The 21,244-nt window shown below is 72.4% G+C and carries 19 protein-coding genes and 1 tRNA gene; 9 read left to right on the plus strand and 11 right to left on the minus strand.

Going from position 1 to position 21,244, the window contains the following annotated elements:
- Positions 1 to 38: 38 nt before the first annotated feature.
- The 3 genes from AZE13_RS07600 to AZE13_RS07610 all read right to left on the minus strand — a co-directional run bounded on the left by AZE13_RS07600 (position 39) and on the right by AZE13_RS07610 (position 2,326).
- Positions 39 to 965 (minus strand): SCO1664 family protein, encoded by a 927-nt coding sequence (locus AZE13_RS07600; RefSeq protein ID WP_066928240.1) that lies wholly within the window; start codon positions 963 to 965, stop codon positions 39 to 41.
- Positions 929 to 1,519, minus strand: a complete 591-nt coding sequence (locus AZE13_RS07605; RefSeq protein ID WP_079123778.1) for a DUF3090 domain-containing protein — start codon at positions 1,517 to 1,519, stop codon at positions 929 to 931. The genes AZE13_RS07600 and AZE13_RS07605 overlap by 37 nt, the downstream gene beginning before the upstream one ends.
- A 108-nt stretch (positions 1,520 to 1,627) precedes the next feature.
- A complete protein-coding gene (locus AZE13_RS07610) occupies positions 1,628 to 2,326 on the minus strand; it encodes a histidine phosphatase family protein (protein ID WP_066928244.1) in 699 nt (232 codons plus the stop codon).
- Between the two features lie 121 nt (positions 2,327 to 2,447).
- Between AZE13_RS07610 and corA the strand changes: the two genes are divergently transcribed.
- Complete coding sequence (corA, locus tag AZE13_RS07615) at positions 2,448 to 3,443, plus strand: magnesium/cobalt transporter CorA (protein WP_066928246.1); 996 nt, start codon at positions 2,448 to 2,450, stop codon at positions 3,441 to 3,443.
- Between the two features lie 139 nt (positions 3,444 to 3,582).
- On the opposite strand, the gene AZE13_RS07620 is transcribed toward corA, so the two are convergent.
- Together AZE13_RS07620 and AZE13_RS07625 are read right to left on the minus strand one after the other, a co-directional pair.
- Entirely contained in the window at positions 3,583 to 4,371 is a 789-nt protein-coding gene (locus AZE13_RS07620) for a ferritin-like domain-containing protein (RefSeq protein WP_066928248.1), read from the minus strand.
- 284 nt (positions 4,372 to 4,655) lie between these two features.
- Complete coding sequence (locus AZE13_RS07625) at positions 4,656 to 5,720, minus strand: LLM class F420-dependent oxidoreductase (RefSeq protein WP_066928250.1); 1,065 nt, start codon at positions 5,718 to 5,720, stop codon at positions 4,656 to 4,658.
- A gap of 149 nt (positions 5,721 to 5,869) precedes the next feature.
- Here AZE13_RS07625 and AZE13_RS07630 point away from each other — a divergent pair, with 149 nt between their 5' ends.
- Positions 5,870 to 6,853 carry an aldo/keto reductase gene (locus AZE13_RS07630; RefSeq protein WP_066928252.1) on the plus strand — a complete coding sequence of 328 codons (984 nt, stop codon included), beginning with the start codon at positions 5,870 to 5,872 and terminating at the stop codon, positions 6,851 to 6,853.
- Entirely contained in the window at positions 6,850 to 9,297 is a 2,448-nt protein-coding gene (locus tag AZE13_RS07635; RefSeq protein WP_066928253.1) for a helix-hairpin-helix domain-containing protein, read from the plus strand. The genes AZE13_RS07630 and AZE13_RS07635 overlap by 4 nt, the downstream gene beginning before the upstream one ends.
- 458 nt (positions 9,298 to 9,755) lie before the next feature.
- Here the strand turns inward: AZE13_RS07635 and AZE13_RS07640 are convergent, their stop codons facing one another.
- Positions 9,756 to 10,463 (minus strand): hypothetical protein, encoded by a 708-nt coding sequence (locus tag AZE13_RS07640; RefSeq protein WP_066928255.1) that lies wholly within the window; start codon positions 10,461 to 10,463, stop codon positions 9,756 to 9,758.
- Between the two features lie 47 nt (positions 10,464 to 10,510).
- Between AZE13_RS07640 and AZE13_RS07645 the strand changes: the two genes are divergently transcribed.
- Positions 10,511 to 10,699 (plus strand): DUF5703 family protein, encoded by a 189-nt coding sequence (locus AZE13_RS07645; RefSeq protein ID WP_066928257.1) that lies wholly within the window; start codon positions 10,511 to 10,513, stop codon positions 10,697 to 10,699.
- Positions 10,700 to 10,871: 172 nt separating this feature from the next.
- On the opposite strand, the gene AZE13_RS38985 is transcribed toward AZE13_RS07645, so the two are convergent.
- The 3 genes from AZE13_RS38985 to AZE13_RS07660 form a co-directional block, all read right to left on the minus strand.
- Positions 10,872 to 11,744 carry a chaplin gene (locus tag AZE13_RS38985; RefSeq protein ID WP_066928258.1) on the minus strand — a complete coding sequence of 291 codons (873 nt, stop codon included), beginning with the start codon at positions 11,742 to 11,744 and terminating at the stop codon, positions 10,872 to 10,874.
- 231 nt (positions 11,745 to 11,975) lie between these two features.
- Positions 11,976 to 12,209 carry a chaplin gene (locus AZE13_RS07655; protein WP_066928259.1) on the minus strand — a complete coding sequence of 78 codons (234 nt, stop codon included), beginning with the start codon at positions 12,207 to 12,209 and terminating at the stop codon, positions 11,976 to 11,978.
- A 352-nt stretch (positions 12,210 to 12,561) separates the two neighbouring features.
- Complete coding sequence (locus AZE13_RS07660; protein ID WP_066928260.1) at positions 12,562 to 13,887, minus strand: M20/M25/M40 family metallo-hydrolase; 1,326 nt, start codon at positions 13,885 to 13,887, stop codon at positions 12,562 to 12,564.
- 318 nt (positions 13,888 to 14,205) lie between these two features.
- Here AZE13_RS07660 and AZE13_RS07665 point away from each other — a divergent pair.
- The 3 genes from AZE13_RS07665 (at position 14,206) to AZE13_RS07675 (ending at position 16,088) form a co-directional block, all read left to right on the plus strand.
- Positions 14,206 to 14,290 (plus strand) — tRNA-Leu (locus AZE13_RS07665).
- A gap of 109 nt (positions 14,291 to 14,399) precedes the next feature.
- Complete coding sequence (locus AZE13_RS07670) at positions 14,400 to 15,380, plus strand: pseudouridine synthase (RefSeq protein WP_066928261.1); 981 nt, start codon at positions 14,400 to 14,402, stop codon at positions 15,378 to 15,380.
- A gap of 156 nt (positions 15,381 to 15,536) precedes the next feature.
- Positions 15,537 to 16,088, plus strand: a complete 552-nt coding sequence (locus tag AZE13_RS07675) for an NUDIX hydrolase (RefSeq protein WP_079123780.1) — start codon at positions 15,537 to 15,539, stop codon at positions 16,086 to 16,088.
- Here AZE13_RS07675 and AZE13_RS07680 read toward each other — a convergent pair.
- Both AZE13_RS07680 and AZE13_RS07685 read right to left on the minus strand, forming a co-directional pair.
- Positions 16,036 to 17,679, minus strand: coding sequence for an ABC-F family ATP-binding cassette domain-containing protein (locus AZE13_RS07680; RefSeq protein WP_066928265.1), 1,644 nt, complete (start codon positions 17,677 to 17,679; stop codon positions 16,036 to 16,038). The two genes, AZE13_RS07675 and AZE13_RS07680, sit on opposite strands and share 53 nt — an antisense overlap.
- Before the next feature lie 372 nt (positions 17,680 to 18,051).
- A complete protein-coding gene (locus AZE13_RS07685; RefSeq protein ID WP_066928267.1) occupies positions 18,052 to 19,458 on the minus strand; it encodes a cytochrome P450 in 1,407 nt (468 codons plus the stop codon).
- Between the two features lie 238 nt (positions 19,459 to 19,696).
- On the opposite strand from AZE13_RS07685, the gene AZE13_RS07690 reads away from it, so the two are divergent.
- Positions 19,697 to 20,101 (plus strand): (2Fe-2S) ferredoxin domain-containing protein, encoded by a 405-nt coding sequence (locus AZE13_RS07690; protein ID WP_181690276.1) that lies wholly within the window; start codon positions 19,697 to 19,699, stop codon positions 20,099 to 20,101.
- 204 nt (positions 20,102 to 20,305) lie between these two features.
- On the plus strand, positions 20,306 to 21,175 hold the full coding sequence (locus AZE13_RS07695) for a response regulator transcription factor (protein ID WP_398780112.1): 870 nt from the start codon (positions 20,306 to 20,308) through the stop codon (positions 21,173 to 21,175).
- Positions 21,176 to 21,244: the final 69 nt, after the last annotated feature.

A 21,244-nucleotide genomic window follows, 5' to 3' on the forward strand; every position in this document is an offset into this window, starting at 1 on the left:
CGCGCGGGGGCGGCGCAGGGGTGTGCCGCGACGGCCGGTCAGACGGGCGGCCAGGGGACGGCGGGCCACCCGCCGCCCGGCTCGGGGTGCCGGCCACTGCTCAGCAGCCCGGCCACCCGGGCCCGCAGCGCCTCGGTCTCGGTGTCCGTGAGGAGGCCGGCCAGCCGCGTGGTGAGCGGCCCGGAGTCCCCCAGCGCGGTCCGCAGGCGGCGCAGGACCTCCAGCGCCTCCGCGGTCAGCGGCTCCCCCGCCCATCCCCACAGGAGCGTGCGCAGCTTGTCCTCGGCGTGGAAGGTGACACCGTGGTCGATGGCGTAGAACCGTCCGTCGGCGCCGGGCAGCAGATGGCCGCCCTTGCGGTCACCGTTGTTGATCACCGCGTCGAGCACCGCCAGCCGCCGCAGCCGGGGGTGGTCGGCGTGCACCAGCAGCGCGGTGCGGCCCGCGCCCAGCTGCGCCCGGCCGACCGCCTTCCAGCCGGGGCCCGGTTCGTCGCCGTCCACCAGGGCGAGCAGGGCGGGTACCTCGCCGCTGCTGCCCGGCGGTTCGATCCACTCCTGGACCATGCCGGTGCCGTACGGGCCGTCGCGCAGCACGGTCGGCGGGATCAGGTCCCAGCCGCAGGCGCGGGAGACCTCGTAGGCGGCGACCTCGCGCTGGGCGAGGGTGCCGTCGGGGAAGTCCCACAGCGGCCGCTCGCCGGCCACCGGCTTGTAGACGCAGGCGGCGGTCCGGCCGTCGTACCCGACCGTGCAGTACAGCACGGTGTTCGACGCCTCCTGGACGCGGCCGCGTACGGTCAGCTCACCGTCGGCGAGGAAGGCGTCCGGCAGGCCGACGGCGGGCCGCGGCGGGGCCGCCGGCGCGTCCGGGGCGCCGACGGGACGGGGCAGGGCCCCGGACGGCTCCACGGCGGGTTCCGGGGCGCTCAGGCGTTCCGCCGGTATCCGTTCTGGCGCGGGCATACGTGTCCCTCCGGGTCGAGCGGCAGGCTGCACAGCGGGCACGGCGGCCGGCCGGCGTTGACCACGTCCAGCGCCCGCTTGGCGAACGCCCTGGCCATGGCTCCGGTGAGGCGCACCCGCAGCATCGGCGGGCCGTTCTCGTCGTCCTGGAGGAGCCGCTCCTCGGCGTCGGCGAGGTCCTCCTCGTTGTCGGCGGAGAGCTCGACCAGGGCCTGCGCCTCGACGATCATCCGTTCGTCCTCGCCGTCCCAGGCCAGCGCCATCGTGCCGACCCGGAACTCCTCCTCGACAGGGGTCTGGAGCGGGGCGGTGTCGGTGAGCTCGGCGGGGGAGACGGCGGGCACCGGGGCGTTGCCGCCGCTGCGCCGTACGACCTCGTCGAGCAGTTCGTCGATCCGTTCGGCGAGCGCCGCGACCTGGGTCTTCTCCAGGGCGACACTGGTGGTGCGGCCGGCCGCGGTGGCCTGGAGGTAGAACGTGCGGCGGCCAGGCAGCCCGACCGTACCGGCCACGAAGCGGTCCGGCGCGTCGTAGAAGAACACCTGACGGGACAAGGTCCTGCTCCGATTGCTCGACTGCGGGTCACTGCGGTCGCTGCACGTCCCGCGGGCCGCGGGGGCGTGGCGGGCAGCGCCGTCGCACCACCCTACTGCTCCGGCTGATCACGCCGCGCCGGTACCGCCCCCGACGGCCGCGTCCCGGCCGTCCGCGGCGCCGGCGGCGTCGTCCCGGGGCACCAGCGCGCCGAAGTCGCCGGTGTCGCCGAGGCGGACGAGGTAGGGGCGCAGCCGGGTGTAGCGGATCGCGGTGACCGAGCAGGGCTCGACGGAGATCCGCTGGAAGTGGTCGAGGTGCAGGCCCAGCGCGTCGGCGACCAGCGCTTTGATGATGTCGCCGTGGGAGCACATGGCGTAGGCCGCCTCGGGGCCGTGGGCCTCGGCGACGCGGGCGTTCCAGTCGTGCACCGCGTCCACCGCGCGGGCCTGCATGGCCCGCAGCGTCTCACCGCCGGGGAAGGCGGCCGTGGAGGCGTGCCGCTGGACGACCTCCATCAGCGGCTCGTCGTGGAGCTCGGCGAGTTTGCGGCCCGACCAGTCGCCGTAGTCGCATTCGGTGATCCGGTCCTCGATGTGCAGCGCCAGCCGGGGGCGGGCTTGAAGGAGTGGCTGGACGGTCTCCCGGCAGCGCTGCAGCGGGCTGGAGACGACGGCGGCCAGCGGCACCTGCGCCAGCCGCACGGGCAGGGCGGCGGACTGGGCGGCGCCGCGCTCGTCGAGGGCGACTCCGGGGGCGCGTCCGGCGAGCACGCCGGCGGTGTTGGCGGTGGAGCGGCCGTGCCGCACCAGGATCAGCGTGGGCATGACCGCCAGCCTACGTTCGGGGGCGCGTTCCCGGCAGGTGTCCGGGCTCGGCGGCAGGTGGCGGCGCGGCCTCCGGCAGATGGCGGGCGCTTCCTGGCAGCGGGCGGGGGTCCGAGCGAGAATGCCAGGTGTGATCGTGGACTGCGCCGTCTACCGGGAGGGCCGCCGCACGGACTGCGCGGCGGACTTCTCCCAGGCCCTCCAGGCGGCGCGGGCCGAGGGCCACTCCTTCCTGTGGCTGGGCCTGTACGAGCCGACGGCGGACGAGTTCACGCTGGCCAGCAGCGAGTTCGCGCTGCACCCGCTGGCGGTCGAGGACGCGCTCAAGGCGCATCAGCGGCCCAAGCTGGAGGTCTACGACGACTCGCTGTTCATGGTGCTGAAGCCGGTGACCTACGACGTCGAGGCGGACACGGTGACCTCGTCGGAGGTGATGGTGTTCGTGGGCGACGCGTTCGTGGTGACCGTACGGCACGGCGAAGCCAGTCCGCTGGGGGTGGTCCGGCACCGGCTGGAGGAGCACCCGGAGATCCTGCGGCACGGCCCGGGCGCGGTGCTGTACGCGGTGAGCGACGCCGTGGTCGACCACTACATCGAGGTGGCCGCCGAACTCCAGGCGGACCTGGAGGAGTTGGAGGCGGAGGTGTTCGCCCCGATGCGCGGCCGGGACGTGCGCAACACCGCCGCCGAGATCTACTCGTTCAAACGTGAGGTGCTGGAATTCCGGCGGGCGACCGGCCCGTTGGCGGAGCCGATGGCCCGGTTGCAGAATCCAGGCGTGCCGTTCATCCATGACCACGCCCGGCCGTTCTTCCGCGACGTCGGCGACCACCTCACCCGGGCCAACGAGTCCGTGGAGGGCCTGGACCGGCTGCTGTCGGACATCCTCGCCGCCCATCTGGCGCAGATGGGCGTGCGGCAGAACGACGACATGCGCAAGATCTCGGCCTGGGCGGCGCTGGCGGCCGTCCCCACGATGATCGCCGGCATCTACGGGATGAACTTCGCCTTCATGCCGGAGCTCCGGTGGCATCTGGGCTACCCGGCGATCCTGGTGCTGATGGCTCTCCTGGAGGTGGGCCTCTACCGGCTCTTCAAGCACCGCGGCTGGCTGTGACTCCGTATCGGACGTACGGCGAACGCCCGGTACGGGACGTACGGCGAACGCCCGGTACGGGACGTCCGACGGCAGCCCGGTACGGGACGTCCGACGGCAGCCCGGTGCGGTACGTCAGATGGCAGCCCGGTACCGGACGTCAGACGAACTCCGGTGCCGAGGTGGCGGGGCCGCCCAGCGCGTTCCGCCGCTCGGGCATCCGGAGGGTGACCATCCGCCGCCAGCCGATCAGCCGCTCATAGCCGTACATCGCCCGGATCCCGGCGGCGAGCACCGCGGACTTCGCCTTCGGCCAGCGCAGGATGCGCCCCATGTGGTCCATCACGGCCAGACTGACGTCCCGGTAGACGGCGATCTCCGCGTGTGCGCACTCGCGCAGGATCCGCTGGATGGTGCGGCCGTGCCCGGCACGGGCGAGCCCCAGCAGCTCCTCGTGGCAGTAGGCGAGGTGGTTGTCCTCGTCGTTGGCGATCATCCGGACCGCCTTGCCCACCTCGGGGTGGTCGCCGAAGTGCTTCTTGAGCATCGCCATCTGCTCGGCGGCGCGCTGCTCGGTCACCCGGCTGTGCGCGAGGTAGGTGATGACGTCGAGCTCGGTGAGCGGCTCGTCGCGGCGCAGCTTGTCATGCGCGAGCCCGATGCCCCGGCGCTCCAGCAGCATGGTGTAGTCGGTCTCTTCGGGGACATCGGTGGGCGTCAGTCCGCGCCGGCGCATCAGAGCCTGGAAGATCCGGCCGTGCTTGTCCTCGTCGGCGCCGTGCCGGGTGACCTTGGGCGCCAGGTCACGCAGGGACGCGGGCAGCAGCGCGGCGATCCGGCCATTCTCCCAGCCGCCCTGGGCCTCGCCACTGGCCGCGATGGAGCAGAACAGACGGTAGGAGTTGTCGTTGTCGACGATCTCCTGGAACAGGCTACGGGCCGAGATCATCTGAGCCACCTCCGCATGCGCACACCCGCCACGCCCCCGTAAAGAAGGAGTCAAGTGGCGTGTGCCGCACGCGGCAACCCAAGGGGCGGTCCGTACACCCGTTGGGGGGATACGCACCCGGTGGCGGCGCGTAACCGCCCACCGACGGCGGCGTTGTGCAGCCCGACGGCCGTGGCGGGGAAGATCCCCCGAGCCCCCACCACGGCCGCGGCGCCCCGCCCCTCCCCGCCGCCCTCGCGCCCTCCGCCCTGGTGCGATCCCCCAGCCCCCCAGCCCCCGAAGCCCTACGCCAGCCCGGCCCGCTCCAGGGCCTCCACGCCGGCCCGCAGCGAGGCCAGGCGCTCGTCCAGGGTCAAGCCGGCCGGTGCCAGCGTCAGGGTGGTCACACCGGCCGCCGCGTACGCCTGCATCCGGTCGGCGATCCGCTCGACGGAGCCGAGCAGCGTGGTCTGGTCGATCAGCGGCTCCGGGACCGCCGCGGCGGCGCCGTCCTTGTCGCCGGACAGGTACTTCTCCTGGATCTCGGCGGCCTCGCGCTCATAGCCCATGCGCTGCGCGAGCCGGTTGTAGAAGTTCTGCCGGCGGCTGCCCATCCCGCCGACGTACAGCGCGGTGTGCGGGCGGAACATGTCGGCCAGCGCGCTGATGTCCCTGTCCCCGCCGGCGGGCCCTACGGCCAGCGGCACCATCGGGCAGACGTCGAAGCCGTCCAGCGTCCTGCCCGCCTTCGCACGGCCCGTACGGAGGTGCGCGACCGCAGTCTCCTCCAGGTGGTCGGCGGACGGGAAGATCAGCAGCGCACCGTCGGCGATCTCACCGGTCTGCTCGAGGTTCCTGGGGCCGATCGCGGCGATGTACAGCGGGATGTGCGCACGCTGTGGGTGCACGGTGAGCTTCAGCGGCTTGCCGGGACCACCGGGCAGCGGCAGCGTCCAGTGCTCGCCCTCGTAGGACAGCCGCTCACGGCTCAGCGCCTTACGGACGATGTCCACGTACTCGCGGGTGCGTGCCAGCGGTTTGTCGAACTTGGCGCCGTACCAGCCCTCGGAAACCTGCGGTCCCGAGACGCCGAGGCCGAGCCGGAACCGGCCCCCGGAGAGCGAGTCCAGGGTCGCGGCGGTCATCGCGGTCATCGCGGGCGTACGTGCGGGGATCTGGAAGATCCCCGAGCCGACGTCGATCCGCTCGGTCCGGGCGGCGACCCAGGAGAGCACGGTGGCGGCGTCGGAGCCGTAGGCCTCGGCGGCCCAGCAGACGGAGTAGCCGAGGCGGTCGGCCTCCTGCGCCACCACGAGATTGTCGGAGTCCATCCCGGCGCCCCAGTAGCCGAGGTTGATGCCCAGTCGCATACCGCTCCCCTTACCTCATCTACCTCATCGACGTACCGACCAGTAACGTCGCTGTCGCGGGGACTGTAGCGCGCACCGCCACGGGGCGTCACCGGCGGGTTATCCACAGGTCCCCTGATCCGCGGCCGTGACGCGTAGTGTCAGGCGTCATGGAGCAAAGGCACCTCGGCCGAACGGGCCTTCGCGTGTCCCGGCTCGGGCTCGGCACCCTCAACTGGGCCCGTGGCACGGACGAGCAGGAAGCCGCCGACCAGCTCAAGGCGTTCTGGGAAGCCGGCGGCACCCTCGTGGACACCGCCGACATCTACGCCGACGGCGGCGCCGAATACCTCCTGGGCCGGCTGACGGAGAGCCTCATCCCCCGCGACGACCTGGTCATCGCCACCAAGGCCGGCAGCGTCCTGGAGGCGGACCGCCGCGTCGACGGCTCCCGGCGCCACCTCCTCGCCGCGCTGGACGCCTCCCTGGGGCGGCTCGGCACCGACTACGTCGACCTCTGGCAGCTGCACGCCTTCGACCCACGGACCCCCCTGGACGAGACGCTCCAGGCCCTCGACCTCGCCGTCACCACCGGCCGGGCCCGCTACGTCGGGGTGTCGAACTTCTCCGGCTGGCAGCTCGCCAAGGCCGCGACCTGGCAGCTCGCGGCGCCCGGTATACGCAACCGGCTGGCCGGCGCGCAGATGGAGTACTCCCTCCTGCAGCGCGGCATCGAGCGCGAGGTACTGCCCGCCGCCCTCGACCTCGGCATCGGCGTACTGCCGTCGTCCCCCCTCGGCAGAGGGGTACTGACCGGCAAGTACCGCCGTGCGACCCCGGCCGACTCACGTGGCGCCTCGGATCACCTGGCGGCGTTCGTGGCGCCCTACCTCGACGAGCCCGCGAGCCGGGTCGTCGAGGCGGTCGCGACCGCCGCCGACGGACTGGCCGTCACCCCGCTCCAGGTCGCGCTCTCCTGGGTCCGCGACCGGCCCGGCGTAGCCGCCCCGATCCTCGGTGCGCGCACAGCGCAGCAGCTCAGAGCGGCATTGTCAGTGGAGAGCCTTAGTCTTCCTGACGAAATCTGCCGGGCGCTGGACGATGTGTCGGCTCCGGTGCACCGCTACCCCGACCACGACTGGAGCACGCTGTGAGTACCGACCGCCGCGCCGCCGAGACCCCGCCCGAGCAGGAGGGCGCGGCAAGGCCCGCGGATGCCCCGGAGGCGGACACCGCGACGGGGCACGAGCCCACTGCGGCGGCCGCGCCGGCCAAGGCAACCGCGGCGGCGCTGGCGGCTGCCGTACGCGCCGTGGAGCGCGGTGAGCGCTCCGCGGCCTCCTTCTTCGCCGAGGCCCCCCGCCCCCGCCCCACCCCACCGGCCGCGCCCGCCACCGGTGCCGGTGCCGGGGCCGGGGCACCACCGGCCGCCCCCGGCCCCGCCGAGGGCACCCCAGCCGCCGGCAGCCCCCGACCGCAGAGCGGGCCGGCCACACCGTCCGGTTCCGCCCCGGCGGTCACCCAGCAGCACCCCTCGGACGGCACCGAAGGCCCGGCCCCCGCCCGCCCCTCCGTGCCGGCCACGACAGCCATCACCGCCACACCGCCCGTAGGCGCCTCCGGATCCGTACCGTCCGGGGCACCCCTCTCGGACGGCGCCACTCCCCCGCCCGCCGACACCACCCCGGCCGCCGGTCCGGCCACCGCTCCCCCGCCCCGTCCCGCCGCGCCCGCCGCCCCCGGCCTCGACGGCGTACGGCAGGTCCTCGCCGCGGGCGGCGCCCCCGAGGCGCTGGCCGAGCGGACCGCCGAGGTGCTCGGGGAACGGGCCGCCGAGGCACTCGGCGAGGACCCCTGGCAGCTGCTCGCGGTGCCCGGAGTCCGCCCCGAACAGGCCGACGGGTTCGCCCGGGCGCTGCTCGGCCCCGCCGCCGGACCGGGCGACGAACGGCGCGCACAGGCACTGATCGGCTGGCTGCTGGAACAGGCCGCCCTCGCGGGACACTCCGCGCTGGAAGCCGCCGCACTCCGTGCGGCGCTCGCCCAGCGCGCCGTGCCCGACCCCGATGACGCACTGCAGACCGCGATCGCGGACGGATCGGTGCTGGTCTTCCAGGACGCGATCGACGAACCGGGCCGAGCGCGCCCCGCGGCAGCCACCGCGGACGAGGAAGAGGAACCGGCGGTCCGGATCCTCCTCGCTCTGGACCGCTACGCCATGGCCGAGGAGAGCATCGCCGACGGCCTGGCACGCCTGCTCAACACCTTCGAGCCGCTCCCCACTCCCGAGCCGCTGCTCACCCCCGAGCCGCCCCCGACACCGGAGACGCCCGCCGCCGCCCACTCCGCCTCTCCCCCTCCCACCTCCTCCCCCGCCCCCGCCGACTGGGAGGCCGCCGCCGTTGCCGCACCCACACCATCGGCCGCGGAACTGATCCGCGCCGCCGCGCATCACGGCCTGGTGACCCATACGGGCGCCGAGGCGGCCCGCGCCGAACCCGCCGCACTGATCTCCGCAGCCCGCACGCTGGGCCTACGAGCCTTCGGCGCCACCCACACCGAGAACGGCCGCCGGCGCCTGGCCGCACACCTCACCGAACTCGCGCCGGACGAACCCGCCGAGGCCGTCACCGCGGCAGCCGTGACCGTATCGGGGCTGCTCTCCGGACAGGAGGGCCCCGGCCGGGACGCGGACGGCACCCTCGCCCTCGATCTCCTGGTGGTGCTGGACGCTCCCCAACTCGGCCTGGAAACCGCCGCGCTGCTCGTCGAGTCCCTGACCGACGGCACCCGCCTGGTTCTCAGCGGCGACCCCGGAGTCCTGTGGTCCGCCGGCCCCGGCCGGCTCTTCGCCGATCTCCTCGCGGCCCGCTTCGGCGCCCAAGTCGCCTCCCGCACCCCGGACTTCGGCCCGATCGGCGAACTCGTCTCGGGCATCGGAATCGGCGAACTGAACGAGGTCGAAGCCCCTGGCAAGGAGGTGATACTAGTCCCGGTGCGCGACGCCGGCGAAGCGGTACACCGTACCGTCCAGCTGGTCGCCGACTCCGTGCCCCGCGCACTCGGCATCCCCGCCAACCAGACCCAGGTCATCACGGTCGGCCATGGTGGTGCGGCCGGCACCCGCGTACTCAACACGGCCCTCAAGGAACGCCTCAATCCCGGCCCCGGCCGCTTCGGCGGCTTCGACCCCGGCGACCGCGTCGCCTACTCCCCGGCCCCCGGCCGTACGGTGCCCGGCACCGTCACCGGCGCGGATGCCACCGGCCTGCATCTGGACTGCGCGGGCTCCGCCGTCGTCGTGCCACGCGAGCAGGTGCAGGCCGGAGCCGTACGCCACGGCTGGGCGCTCACCGCCCACCAGGCAGCAGGATCCCGCTGGCCGGCGGCCGTCGCCGTCCTCCCCGGCGACGCCACCGGCGGCCTGACCCGGGCCTGGGTCTACACCGCCTTCAGCCGCGGCGGACGCCACCTCTCCGTCGTCCAAGGCGCAGACCAGGCACTCCCCCACGCCGTCACCAACCTCCCCGCCAAGGAACGCACCACCCGCCTCCGCACCCTCCTCCGCCAAACCTCCCACCCCGAACCAACCCCCTGACACCCCATCAACACCACCAACACCTCCACCCAACCATCACAGAAAGCAACAAACCCCCAGGAACAAATAACTCTCCGTAATCGTTGCCGTAACAAGGAAGAGGCGGCCCCCAACAAGGCCGACCACGCCGCACACCCCACCCAACAAACACCCCCCACACCAAGCCCCCGACAGCCCCCAACCCGGAAGCCCCAACGCCCCGCCCCCACCCCCGCCACCAGCGCCGACGCTCCAACCCCAGCGCCCAACCCCCGCCCGCCCCACAACGCCCCCCCAGCCCCGCCCCACCAACCACCCCGGACCGCAGCACAACAACACCAACGCAGCACAACCGGGCACGGGCAACGGTGCGGGCCGGGGGGCGCGAACACGCGGGGGCGAGGGCGTGGGGGGCGAGGGTGCGGGCGTGGAGGGGACGCCGAGGTGAGGAGGCAAGACGTAACGCCCGAGCGTCAGCATCAGCCGTCGTGGTCGCGCGCCTCCAGCACATCGTTCACGTCGTCTTCATCGAGCCCCTCGTCGAATACCGCGCTGACGTCGAAGCGACATACCACCCGCTGAGGGTCCGCCTGGTCGAACGGGGCGGAGAGCCACTCTCCGGGCTCGGCCGGGTCGTCGGCGGCCGCCACCCACAGGGTGGAGTCGCCCTCCTCCAAGCCGAACTCCTGGTGCCGGGAGGCGATCTCGTCCGGTTCGAATTCCCCGAACAGGACACCGAGCGCCGCATGCACACTGCTGCCGACGATCGCAGCAGCGTCGGTATCCGCGTCGTCGCCTGCCGTGCCGAGCACGCCGACCGCGCCATCGGCAGCATCCGGGTCGAGGTCGGCGATGCGCTGTGCCTGATGCAGCAGACGCTGCGGTTCGGCGACGGTGTAGTCGCGCCGGATCAGCACCGTCAGCGCGCTTGGCTCCTCGGGGCCCGCGTAGGCGGGCAGGGTGTCGTTCCCGGGGATCTCGAAGGGGGTGACCTCGTCGTAGGTGTCGTAGAGCAGTTCGTCGTAGAGCTCGGCCGCTGCGGCGAGCTCGTCGAACGCGGCGTAGACAGCCGGGTCGTCCGCTCCCGAGCGGCGTTCGACCGCGTCGAGGTGACGGTCCAGCGCGGCTTTGACCGCCTCGGCGGCGGCACGTACCTCGGCAGCGGAGGGCTGCGCAGCATCAGACATAGTGCAGACGCTATCCGTACCGGGGCCGGTCCCGCACAATAGATGCGATGCCGGAATACGAATTCTGCGATGTGTACGTGCCTCGGGGCGTCTCCCGGAAGGCCGCCACACGCTTGCTGACCGACCATGCCGAGTACGGACACTGGGAGTTGGACCGACTGCGACTGAACCCGGACGGTAGCCGCAAGGTGCGGTTGCGTCGCCGGATCATCCGCCAGTTCCGCGCCACGTGGTGAGCGGTGACGGGTCGGAGTGGGGTGAGCGGCACCGATGGAGCGGCACCAATCGGGGAGGTGGGGGTGTGTGTAGGCGGGTGCGTGTGGGAGAGCGGGCCCCGGGGTGGTGGGGCCCGCTCCGTGGTGCGCGGGTGCGCAGGGTGTGGCTGATCAGGGCGCTAAGTGCGGCTGATCATCGGCGGGCGGTACGCGCCTTCCGGTAGAGCACCGCGCCGCCGAGCAGGAGCCCGGCGCTGGCCGGGACCGCGTAGCCGATCGCCCCGGCTCCGGTGTGCGCGAGCTGCTGGGCCGACGCGTGGGGCGCCGCGGCATGGCCTTGCGGCGCGGTCTGCGGCTTTGCGCCTGGGGCACCCGGGGTGTCCGGGTGGTGCGCCTTCCCCGTGTCGGGCGACGTTCCGGGGTTGTCCGGCGTGCCCGGGTCCTTCGGCTTGTCCGGGTGGTCCGGGTTACCAGGGTGATCCGGGTTGCCGGGGTGGTCCGGGTGGCTCGGGGTCGTCGACGAGCCGTTGCCGTTGCCGTTGACGCAGTTGTTGCCGAAGGACTCATCGAGCAGCCCGACGACGTCGATGGTGTTGCCGCAGACGTTCACGGGGACGTGGACCGGTGCCTGGACGACGTTGCCGGAGGCGATACCAGGCGAGTTGGCGGCCTTGCCGACGGCCGTGGAGCCACCGTGGTTCCGGCCCTGGTCATGGTTCCGGCCCTGGTCATGGTGCCGGCCCTGATCGTGCTGACCGCCCTGGTGGTGGCCCCCGTGGTGCGTGCCGCTGTGGTGACCGTCGCCGTTGGCCTTGGCGTTGGCGTCGGTGTTGGCGCAGCGGTTGCCGAAGGACGAATTGAGCAGTCCGACGACGTTGAAGGTGTTACCGCAGACGTTCACCGGTACGTCTACGGGTGCCTGGATGTGGTTGCCGGATGCCACACCGGGCGAGTTGACCGCGCCTCCGGTGGCACCGGTGGCCGCGTGTGCGTAGCCGGTGGCCGCGGCGAGCACTCCGCCCGCTGCCGCCATGGTGATCAGGCCCTTTCGTGCGACCTGCCTCATAGAATGTTCCCCTGCCTCGTGCCTTACAGGAATGCGCGCGGATGGCGATACCCGCGGAGAGGTCCGCGGAGCTCCACTCCACCCGCCCACCGAAATACCCAGCGGCTCCGGGATGCATGGCATCAGACGGCATGCAATCCGGAGCCGAGCCGGTTCAGACCCTTACGGGTTTCGGACCCTTGCGGATCCGGCCCTTACGGGTTCGAGTACGACGTCGATCGACGTCGAAAGTCACTTGTTGACGCAGTAGTTGCCGAAGGTGGGGTTCAGCAGACCGACCACGGAGATCGTGTTGCCGCAGGCGTTCACCGGCACGTGGACCGGCACCTGAACGTTGTTGCCAGAGGCGAAGCCCGGGGACTGCGCGGCAGCGCCCTGGGCACCCGCGTCGGCAACGGCTTGGCCGGCACCGGCGAGCGCGAGGCCACCGGCAACCGTCACCGCAGCGACGATCCTCTTGATCATTCTTCCTCCTTGTACGCAAATGCGATCCCAGCCGCGGACCGCACCCACTGCAACGAGGAAAAGACTTTGAAGCTACGAACACATCGGACCGTTCACCCATTTCAGCGAATCCGGCGCGAAAGGCAGGAGATCCGCGCCGGATTCGGCTCAGGTCAGCCCTGGGACGAACCAGGGACAGTCAGGAACGGACCAGGGATGAGACAGGGATGGAACGGGAATTCGGCCGGGGCCACCAGGACGTCAACCGCCTGGCAGGGGTTCGGCGTTGCCGGCATTCCCGGCGTCCCGGCGTCCCGGCGTCCCGGCGTCCCGGCGTCCCGGCGTCCCGGCGTCCCAGTGTTCCTTTCAGGTGTCAGCTCTGGTCGATGAAGCGGTCGAGTACTCGCACCCCGAACTTCAGCGCGTCCACCGGCACCCGCTCGTCCACCCCGTGGAACATCCCCGCGAAGTCCAGCTCCGGCGGCAGCTTCAGCGGCGCGAAGCCGAACCCCCGGATCCCCAGGTCGTCGAAGGACTTGGCGTCCGTACCGGCCGAGAGCATGTACGGGACGGCACGCGCGATCGGGTCCTCGGCCTGGAGTGCGGACTGCATCGCCGCCACCAGCGGCCCGTCGAACGTCGTCTCCAGCGCCCTGTCCGCGTGGACGTCCTCGCGCTTGACCCGGGGGCCCAGGATGCGGTCCAGGTCGGCCAGGAACTCCTCCTCGTAACCGGGCAGGAACCGTCCGTCGACGTGCGCCGTGGCCTGGCCCGGGATCACGTTGACCTTGTAGCCGGCGCCGAGCTGCGTGGGGTTGGCGGTGTTCCGCAGCGAGGCGCCGATCAGCTTGGCGATGCCGCCGAGCTTGGCCAGCGTGTCGTCCATGTCCTCCGGGTCGAGTTCGGTGCCCAGCGCGTCCCCGAGCTCGTCCAGGAACACCCGCAGCGTCTTGGTGACCCGCACCGGGAACTCGTGCCGGCCCAGCCGCCCGACGGCCTCGGACAGCTCCGTGATCGCGTTGTCCTTGTGGATCATCGAACCGTGGCCGGCGGACCCGTCCACGGTCAGCTTCATCCAGTGCATGCCCTTCTGGGCCGTCTCGATCAGATACAGCCGCAGCTGTTCGTTGACGGTGAACGAGAAGCCGCCGACCTCGCTGATCGCCTCCGTCACGCCGTCGAAGAGCTCCGGGTGGTTGTCGACGAGGTAGCGCGCGCCGTACGTGCCGCCGGCCTCCTCGTCCGCGACGAACGCCAGCACGATGTCGCGGGGCGGTTTACGTCCGGTGCGCAGCCGGTCACGGACGACGGCGAGGGTCATGGCGTCCATGTCCTTCATGTCGACCGCGCCGCGGCCCCAGAGGCATCCGTCGGCGATCTCCCCGGAGAAGGGGTGGTGGGTCCAGTCGTCGGCGTTGGCCGGTACGACGTCGGTGTGCCCGTGGATGAGGAGCGCGGGCCGCGACGGGTCCGCGCCCTCGATCCGGGCGACGGTCGAGGCGCGGCCCTTGTGCGACTCGTAGATCTTCGGCTCCAGGCCGACCTCGGCGAGCTTCTCCGCGACGTACTCGGCGGCGGCCCGCTCGCCCGGGCCCGAGTGGTCGCCGTAGTTGCTGGTGTCCATCCTGATGAGGTCCCGGCACAGGTCGACGACCTCGTCCTCGCCCGTGACCGTACGGGCCGGCTGCGACTCGCTCATGCCGGAACCTCGCTTCGCCCGGCCCGGCCTTCGCAGGGCTCGCGCCTTCTCATGGCTCGCTCGCGCAGCTCGCTCACAGTGCCTCCTCTTGGTTCACGGCCGCTCACGCGCCCCGGGGGTGCGGTCCGCGGCAGGGGTCCACGGCCATCCTCCACCCGACGGGCGCTGTACCCAAGGCCGCAATGTTGCCGACATGCCCTGGTCACAGCCTTGATCGCGGCCGGGTCCCCGGCTGGATGTGCGGGTGATCGACCACCCGCGAAGGTTTGCTATTGTTTTCCACGTCGGAACGGCCCAGGCCGGAACGGCAGACACCTTGTCCGGGTGGCGGAATGGCAGACGCGCTAGCTTGAGGTGCTAGTGCCCTTTATCGGGCGTGGGGGTTCAAGTCCCCCCTCGGACACTTTGATCATCAGCGCCCGCTCTGGCTTCGGTCAGGCGGGCGCTGGTGGTTTGTGTTCCCTGATTGCGGTCCGGGTGTGCGTGTGCCGAGCCGAGGTGTGCCTGTCGCTATGAGACGCCGATCGACTGTTCCGCCTGCCCCGCTTCCTCAGCGTGAGGGGGTTGATCCGGTGCGGGTGCGGTTGCCCGCGGATCCGGAAGGGGTGTGGGGGACGGTGCGGGATCATCTGGTCGACCGGTTCCAGGGGGCGATCGGGGCCGGGCGGGTGGAGGAGATGCTCGGTGCGGGGCGGTTCGTCGGGGTGGACGGGGCGCTGAGCGGCGGTGAGCCGTATGTGGCGGGGCGCTACGTGTGGTTTCACCGGGACTTCGCGCCGGAGGTCACGGTGCCGTTCGAGATGGGTGTGGTCCATCGGGACGAGCGGCTGGTGATCGCCGACAAGCCGCACTTTCTGGCCACGACTCCGCGGGGCGGGCACGTCAGGGAGACGGCGCTGGCCCGGCTGCGGCGTGAGCTGGGGCTGCCCGCGCTGCAGCCGGCGCATCGGCTGGACCGGTTGACGGCGGGGCTGGTGCTGTTCGTGGTACGGCCCGAGGACCGGGGCGCCTACCAGGGCCTGTTCGGCGAGCGGCGGGTGCGCAAGGAGTACGAGGCGGTGGCGGCGTACGACGGGGAGGTGGCGCTGCCGGTGACGGTGCGCAGCCGGATCGTGAAGGAGCGGGGGGTGCCGGCTGTCCGGGAGGTGGCCGGTGAGGTCAATGCGGAGAGCCGGATCGAGCTGGTGGAGCGGCGGGGCGGGCTGGGGCGGTACCGGCTGCTGCCGGTGACGGGGCGTACGCATCAGCTGCGGGTGCATATGAGCGGGCTGGGGTTGCCGATCGTCAATGATCCGCTGTACCCGGCGTCGCAGGATCGGGATCGGGATCGGGATCGGGATGCGGATGCGGGTCGGCATCAGGATGAGGATTTCGGGGCGCCGCTCCAACTGCTGGCGAAGGTGCTGGAGTTCACCGATCCCGTGGACGGGCGGGTGCGGCGGTTCGAGAGTACGCGGCGGCTGGCGGTGTGGGAGGGCGGGCCGGCGGCCTGAGTGCTGGTCCCGGTGAAATCCCGGTGCGGGTGGGTTGCTTGCGTGCCTAGGGTGCGCGGGAGTGCTCTCTGAGAGCGCAGGGGATGCCCAGGGCGTCTGGGTGTCCGGGGACGTCCGGGTGTCCGGGGACGTCCAGGTGTCCGGGGGCGTCCAGGTATGCGGGGGCATCCGGGGTGTCCGGGGACATCCGAGGGTGTCCCCGGGTTGCTGGTGTGTCCGACTCTTGCGGGAGGGGTTGTGGTGCGGCCGACGGTGTCGTGCGTGTTCGTGTGTCATGACGGTGCGGGGCGGGTGTTGCTGGCGCGGCGGGGTGCGGGGGCCCGGGACGAGCCGGGGACGTGGGACTGCGGCGCCGGAGCGCTGGAGTTCGGTGAGACCTTCGAGGCGGCCGTGGCGCGGGAGGTGGCGGAGGAGTACGGCGTGCGGCCGCTCGCCATCGAGCGGATCGGGGTGCGCAATGTTCTGCGGGGGGATCCGGTCGCATCGCACTGGGTCGCGGTGGTCTTCGCCGTACAGGTGGAGCCGGGCAGGGTGAGGATCGGCGAGCCGCACAAGTTCGACGCGCTCGCGTGGTGTGCGCCGGATGCGCTGCCGGAGCCGCTGCATTCGCAGTGCGGGGAGAGTTTGGCGCTGTTCGCGTCGTGTGGTTCGCCGGCTACGCCGGTGAGAGGGGTTCGGTGTCGGTCAGTTCACCGTCCTCCAGGGTGAGCCAGCGGGTGATGCCGAGTTCGCGGAGGAACGGCAGGTCGTGGCTGACGACGAGGAGGGCGCCCCGGTAGGACTCGAGGGCGGTGACGAGCCGGCGGACCGAGGCCATGTCGAGGTTGTTGGTGGGCTCGTCGAGCATCAGGAGCTGGGGGGCGGGTTCGGCGAGCATCAGGGCGGCGAGTGAGGCGCGGAAGCGTTCGCCGCCGGAGAGGGTGCCGGCTCGCTGGTCGGCGCGGGCGCCGGTGAACAGGAAGCGGGCGAGCCGGGCGCGGATGTGGTTGTTGGTGGCCTCGGGGGCGAAGCGGGCGACGTTCTCGACGATGCCGAGGGTGTCGTCGAGGACGTCCAGGCGCTGGGGGAGGAAGCGGTGCGGGACGTGGATCTGTGCCGTTCCGGCCTGCGGCGGGAGGTCACCGGCGAGGGTGCGGAGGAGGGTGGTCTTGCCGGAGCCGTTGCGTCCGGTGAGCGCGATCCGTTCGGGGCCGTGTACCTCCAGGTCGGCGCGGATGCCGTGGCGGGCCCGCAGGGCGTGCAGGGTGAGGACGGTGCGGCCGGGCGGGACGGCGGTATGCGGCAGGTCGATGCGGACTTCGTCGTCGTCGCGGACCGCTTGGGCGGCCTCGTCGAGGCGTTCTCTGGCTTCTTTGAGGCGTTCGGTGTGCAGGGTGCGGTGTTTGCCGGCGGATACCTGGGCCTCCGCTTTGCGGCCGTTCATGACGATCTTCGGCTCGCGTTTGTTGGCGGTCATTTTGTTTCCGTAGCGGACCCGGCGGGCCAGCTTCACCTGTGCGTCGGCGAGTTCGCGTTTCTGGCGTTGCACGTCGGCCTCGGCGGTGCGGAGGGTGCGCGCGGCGGCTTCCTGTTCGACGGCGAGGGCGTGGGCGTATGCGTCGTAGTTGCCGCCGTAGCAGTGGATCTCTCCGTCGCGGAGGTCGGCGATCCGGTCGACGAGCTGGAGGAGTTCGCGGTCGTGGCTGACGATGACGAGGACGCCGGACCAGCCGCCGACCGCTGCGTGGAGCCGTTGCCGGGCGGGCCGGTCGAGGTTGTTGGTGGGTTCGTCGAGGAGGAGGACGTCCGGGCGGCGCAGGAGGAGGGCGGCCAGGCGCAGGAGTACGGATTCGCCGCCGGAGATCTCGCCGATGGTGCGGTCGAGGCCGATGCCGTGCAGTCCGACCTGGTCGAGGGTGGCGCGGGCGCGTTCTTCGACGTCCCAGTCGTCGCCGATGGCGGTGAAGTGTTCCTCGGCGGGGTCGCCGTTCTCGATGGCGTGGAGTGCGGCGCGGGCCGCGGCGATGCCGAGGGCCTGGTCGACGCGGAGGTGGGTGTCGAGCGGGGCGTGCTGGGGGAGGTAGCCGACCTCGCCGGTGACCTTGATGCTGCCGGCGGTGGGGGTCAGCCGGCCGGCGATCAGCTTCAACAGGGTGGATTTTCCTGATCCGTTGAGGCCGATGAGACCGGTGCGGCCGGCGCCGACGGAGAGGTGGAGGTCGTCGAGGACGGGGGTGCCGTCGGGCCAGGTGTAGCCGAGGCCGGTGCAGACGATGGCGCGGTGGGCCGCGGAGGGGGTGGCGGAGGCGGGGTGTGGCATACGGGTCTCCTGAGCGCTCGGGAAGGGGTGGGGCTGCGCAGAGAGACACCGCGGGCGGAGGGGCGTCGAGGTGGTGCCGGGTCGGCGGCCGGGTGACGCTCCGAGGTCGTGGACAGGACCGCCCGAGGCTCCGCCCATAGCCCTGAACGGGCACGGGAGGCGCTCCCTCGTACGCGGGCGCGGTGTCTCAGGACCTCAGACGAGCAACGGCCTTCTCCAATCGGCGGCAATGGGACCGGTGATGACCGTAGGGGAAGCGCCACCGAAATGCAAACGCTATTTTCGTTGCGTTTATGATCGGCGTTCGCGTTTCCCCGCCCCGTTCCCTCCGTTCCACCCCGCCCCCTCCCACCTGCCTACCCGTCCACCCACCTACGGCCTGCCACGGCCCCGCTCCCCCGTTCCGCCGCGTGGGCGCAGTCGTACCCGGGCCGGGCCGGTCGCCTGGAGGGTGATGCCGGCGGCCACCGGCACCTCCCGGTCCACGGCCTCCAGTTCGTACGAGCGGAGCAGCATGGCCAGCGCCAGTACGGACTCCAGCATCGAGAAGTGCTGGCCGATACAGGCCCGCGGGCCGCCGCCGAACGGGAACCAGGCGTAACGGTGCCGCCCGGCCTCCCGCTCAGGCGCGAAGCGCCGCGGGTCGAAGCGTTCGGGGTCCGCCCAGAGCGCCGGGTTGCGGTGGGTGACCCAGGGCGCGACGACCACATCGGCGCCGGCCGGGATGCGGAATCCGCCGATCTCGGTGGTGTCCACGGCCCGTCGGCTGACGATCGGCGCCGCCGGGTAGAGCCGCATGGCCTCCTTGAGCACCTGGGTCAGATACGGCAGCCGGTCGAGGTCGGCGGCGGTGGGGGTGCGGTCGCCGAGGACGCGGTCGATCTCCTCGTGGACGGCGGCCTGTTCGTCGGGGTGCCGGGCGAGGAGGTGGAGGGTGAAGGCGAGTGAGGTCGCGGTGGTCTCGTGGCCGGCGAGCAGGAAGATCAGGACCTGTTCGCGGATCTCGGTCGGGTCGAGGGAACCGTCCTCGGCGTTGCCGGCGGCGGAGAGGAGGGAGAGCAGGTCGTCGCCGTGCCGGCGGTCCGGGGTGTCGGCCGTACGGCCATCGGGGCGGTGAGGGCCGTCAGGGCCGTGGGGGGCGTCGGCGGTACGGGACACGGCCCGGCGGCCGGCGATGATCCGGTCGCACAGGGCGTTCAGCTCGTCCGTGACAGCCCGTGCCCGCAGGTTGCCGGGGGTGGGCCAGCGGCGCGGCAGCTTCACGGGGAGGTAGGCGCGCTGGACGACATAGGCGTTGACGACCGGCGCACACCGGTGAATGGCCGCTACGGCCTCCTCGGCGTCCAGGCCGAAGAGGATCCGGGAGACGGTGCGCAGCGCGAGCCGGTTCATCTCCGGGACCAGGTCGACGGTGCCGTTCCGGGCGGCGCGCCAGCGGTCGGCGAGGGCGCCGGCCTCGGTCGCCACCGCGGAGGCGTAGCCGTCCACCCGGCGCCTGGTGAACAGGGGCTGCACGAGCCGGCGCTGACGGAGGTAGTCGGCGTCCTGGCTGGTGAGCAGGCCGTTGCCGAAGGACTGCCGGACCTCCTCGTAGAACGGGTGGTCCTTGCGGAAGTTGGCGGCCTGGGAGGCGAGGATCTGCTGGACGCCCTCGGGCGCGAAGACCGCGTGGAAGACGCTGCGCAAACCGGGCGGGCCGGCCTGCAGGCGGACCACGTCACCGTGTGCCCGCTGGGCGTCGAGGAAGGTGCCGAGGGGGTCGCGCCGCAGGTCGAGCATCGAGCCGAGCAGGGGGAGGCCGGCCGGGCCGGGGATGTCCGTCTCCGGTAAGGCCCCGGGCCGGCGGGGTTGAGAGTGGGGTTGGGGTTGGGGCGTGGGCCGGGACGGGGACTGGGACGCGGGCTGCGCCGGAGGCTCGGTTGTGGGCATGCCCGGATGTCTATCCCGTCGAGGTGGGTTCCTATTCGGCGGCAGGGACGCATATGCGCCTCGCGACGCCCCGCGTACCATGGGCCGGATGATCAACGAGCGTGCCGACCGGGCGACGGCCTCCGCGGCTCCCTGCCGGGTCACCGTGTGCCGTGGCTGCTGCTGTGGCGATCCGGCCAAGATTCCCGGTGTCGACCACAGCGGACAGATACCCCGGCTGCGGGCGGCACTGGACGGGGCGGCGCCGGTGCGGGCCTCGGAGTGCCTGGACGTCTGCGACCAGGCGAATGTGGTGGTGGTCCAGCCGTCGGCAGCGGGCCGGGCCGCGGGTGGGCGACCCGTCTGGCTGGGCCTCGTCAACGACGATGCGGCGCTGGCGGACATCGCGGCGTGGATCCGCTCCGGCGGACCGGGCCTCGCGGAGCCGCCGGGGGTGCTCGACCTGTATGCGATCAAGGTGTCGCGGCGGGTACGGGAGGCACTGGAGGGCTGAGGGCCGGCCACCGGGTGCTTGCGCTTCCGGCACCGCCGGTTGCCGACACCGCCGGTCGCCGACATCGCCGGTTGCCAGGTTCGGCGGTTACCGGGTTCGGCGGTTACCGGTTTCTTACGGAGCGGGGTCCGGGCGCGCACCGCGGCACCGTCTGGTGTTGGCTGGAGGCATGACGTACCTCCCGGGAAGGGCTCGCTGACAGCCGTGCACCGCCCCATACCGCCCTCCGCTCCGCCGCCCTCCCCTGCCCCCGCCCCCGTACCGGGGCCGCCACGGCGTGTGCTGGTGGTCGAGGACGATCCCACTGTCGCCGAGGTCGTCACCGGCTACCTCTCCCGCGCCGGCTACACCACCGAGCACGCCGCCGACGGCTTCGCCGCCCTCGACCGGGCCGCGGCCTTCCGTCCGCATCTGGTCGTCCTCGATCTGATGCTCCCCGGCATCGACGGTCTGGAGGTGTGCCGCCGGCTGCGGCGCACGGACGACGGGCCGGCGGTCCCGGTGGTGATGCTGACGGCGCGCGGCGAGGAGGCGGACCGCGTCCTCGGCCTGGAGCTGGGCGCGGACGACTATGTGGTCAAGCCGTTCAGTCCACGGGAGCTGGTGCTGCGGATCGGTTCGGTGCTGCGCCGCGCGGAGTCCGCGCCGCCGGCCGCGGCGCCCTCCCCCGTCCTGCGCACCGGTGGCCTCACCGCCGACCCGGGCGCCCGGCGGGCCGACCGTGGCGGGCGGGAACTCTCCCTCACCGCCCGCGAGTTCGACCTGCTGGTCTTCCTGATGCGCAACCCGGGGCGGGTGTTCTCCCGGGAAGAGCTGCTGCAGCGGGTGTGGGGGTGGGAGTTCGGTGATCTGTCGACGGTGACGGTGCATGTGCGGCGGCTGCGGGAGAAGATCGAGGCGGATCCGGCCGCACCCCGGCTGGTGACGACGGTCTGGGGCGCGGGCTACCGCTTCGACCCGGCAGGCGGCGAGGTACCCCCGGACGGTTCGGTGTCCGTGGACGACGAGGTACCCCTGGACAGCGAGGTGCCGCCGGACGACGAGGTGCCCCCGGAAGGCAGGTGCCGGACATGACGGACTTCCTGGTGATCGTGGCGCTGGCGGCGCTCGGCGCGGCAGCGGCGGGGCTGCTGGCCGCGCCCG

This window comes from Streptomyces sp. NBRC 110611 (genome assembly GCF_001590865.1).
GTDB lineage: Bacteria > Actinomycetota > Actinomycetes > Streptomycetales > Streptomycetaceae > Streptomyces.

What these genes read in the sequence shown, in the direction of transcription:
- AZE13_RS07600 (WP_066928240.1), bottom strand. Translation starts at nt 965, where the DNA reads ATGCCCGCGCCAGAACGGATACCGGCGGAACGCCTGAGCGCCCCGGAA.
- AZE13_RS07610 (WP_066928244.1), bottom strand. Translation starts at nt 2,326, where the DNA reads ATGCCCACGCTGATCCTGGTGCGGCACGGCCGCTCCACCGCCAACACC.
- corA (WP_066928246.1), top strand. Translation starts at nt 2,448, where the DNA reads ATGCCAGGTGTGATCGTGGACTGCGCCGTCTACCGGGAGGGCCGCCGC.
- AZE13_RS07620 (WP_066928248.1), bottom strand. Translation starts at nt 4,371, where the DNA reads ATGATCTCGGCCCGTAGCCTGTTCCAGGAGATCGTCGACAACGACAAC.
- AZE13_RS07625 (WP_066928250.1), bottom strand. Translation starts at nt 5,720, where the DNA reads ATGCGACTGGGCATCAACCTCGGCTACTGGGGCGCCGGGATGGACTCC.
- AZE13_RS07630 (WP_066928252.1), top strand. Translation starts at nt 5,870, where the DNA reads ATGGAGCAAAGGCACCTCGGCCGAACGGGCCTTCGCGTGTCCCGGCTC.
- AZE13_RS07640 (WP_066928255.1), bottom strand. Translation starts at nt 10,463, where the DNA reads ATGTCTGATGCTGCGCAGCCCTCCGCTGCCGAGGTACGTGCCGCCGCC.
- AZE13_RS07645 (WP_066928257.1), top strand. Translation starts at nt 10,511, where the DNA reads ATGCCGGAATACGAATTCTGCGATGTGTACGTGCCTCGGGGCGTCTCC.
- AZE13_RS38985 (WP_066928258.1), bottom strand. Translation starts at nt 11,744, where the DNA reads ATGAGGCAGGTCGCACGAAAGGGCCTGATCACCATGGCGGCAGCGGGC.
- AZE13_RS07655 (WP_066928259.1), bottom strand. Translation starts at nt 12,209, where the DNA reads ATGATCAAGAGGATCGTCGCTGCGGTGACGGTTGCCGGTGGCCTCGCG.
- AZE13_RS07660 (WP_066928260.1), bottom strand. Translation starts at nt 13,887, where the DNA reads ATGAGCGAGTCGCAGCCGGCCCGTACGGTCACGGGCGAGGACGAGGTC.
- AZE13_RS07670 (WP_066928261.1), top strand. Translation starts at nt 14,400, where the DNA reads ATGAGACGCCGATCGACTGTTCCGCCTGCCCCGCTTCCTCAGCGTGAG.
- AZE13_RS07675 (WP_079123780.1), top strand. Translation starts at nt 15,537, where the DNA reads ATGCGGGGGCATCCGGGGTGTCCGGGGACATCCGAGGGTGTCCCCGGG.
- AZE13_RS07680 (WP_066928265.1), bottom strand. Translation starts at nt 17,679, where the DNA reads ATGCCACACCCCGCCTCCGCCACCCCCTCCGCGGCCCACCGCGCCATC.
- AZE13_RS07685 (WP_066928267.1), bottom strand. Translation starts at nt 19,458, where the DNA reads ATGCTCGACCTGCGGCGCGACCCCCTCGGCACCTTCCTCGACGCCCAG.
- AZE13_RS07690 (WP_181690276.1), top strand. Translation starts at nt 19,697, where the DNA reads ATGATCAACGAGCGTGCCGACCGGGCGACGGCCTCCGCGGCTCCCTGC.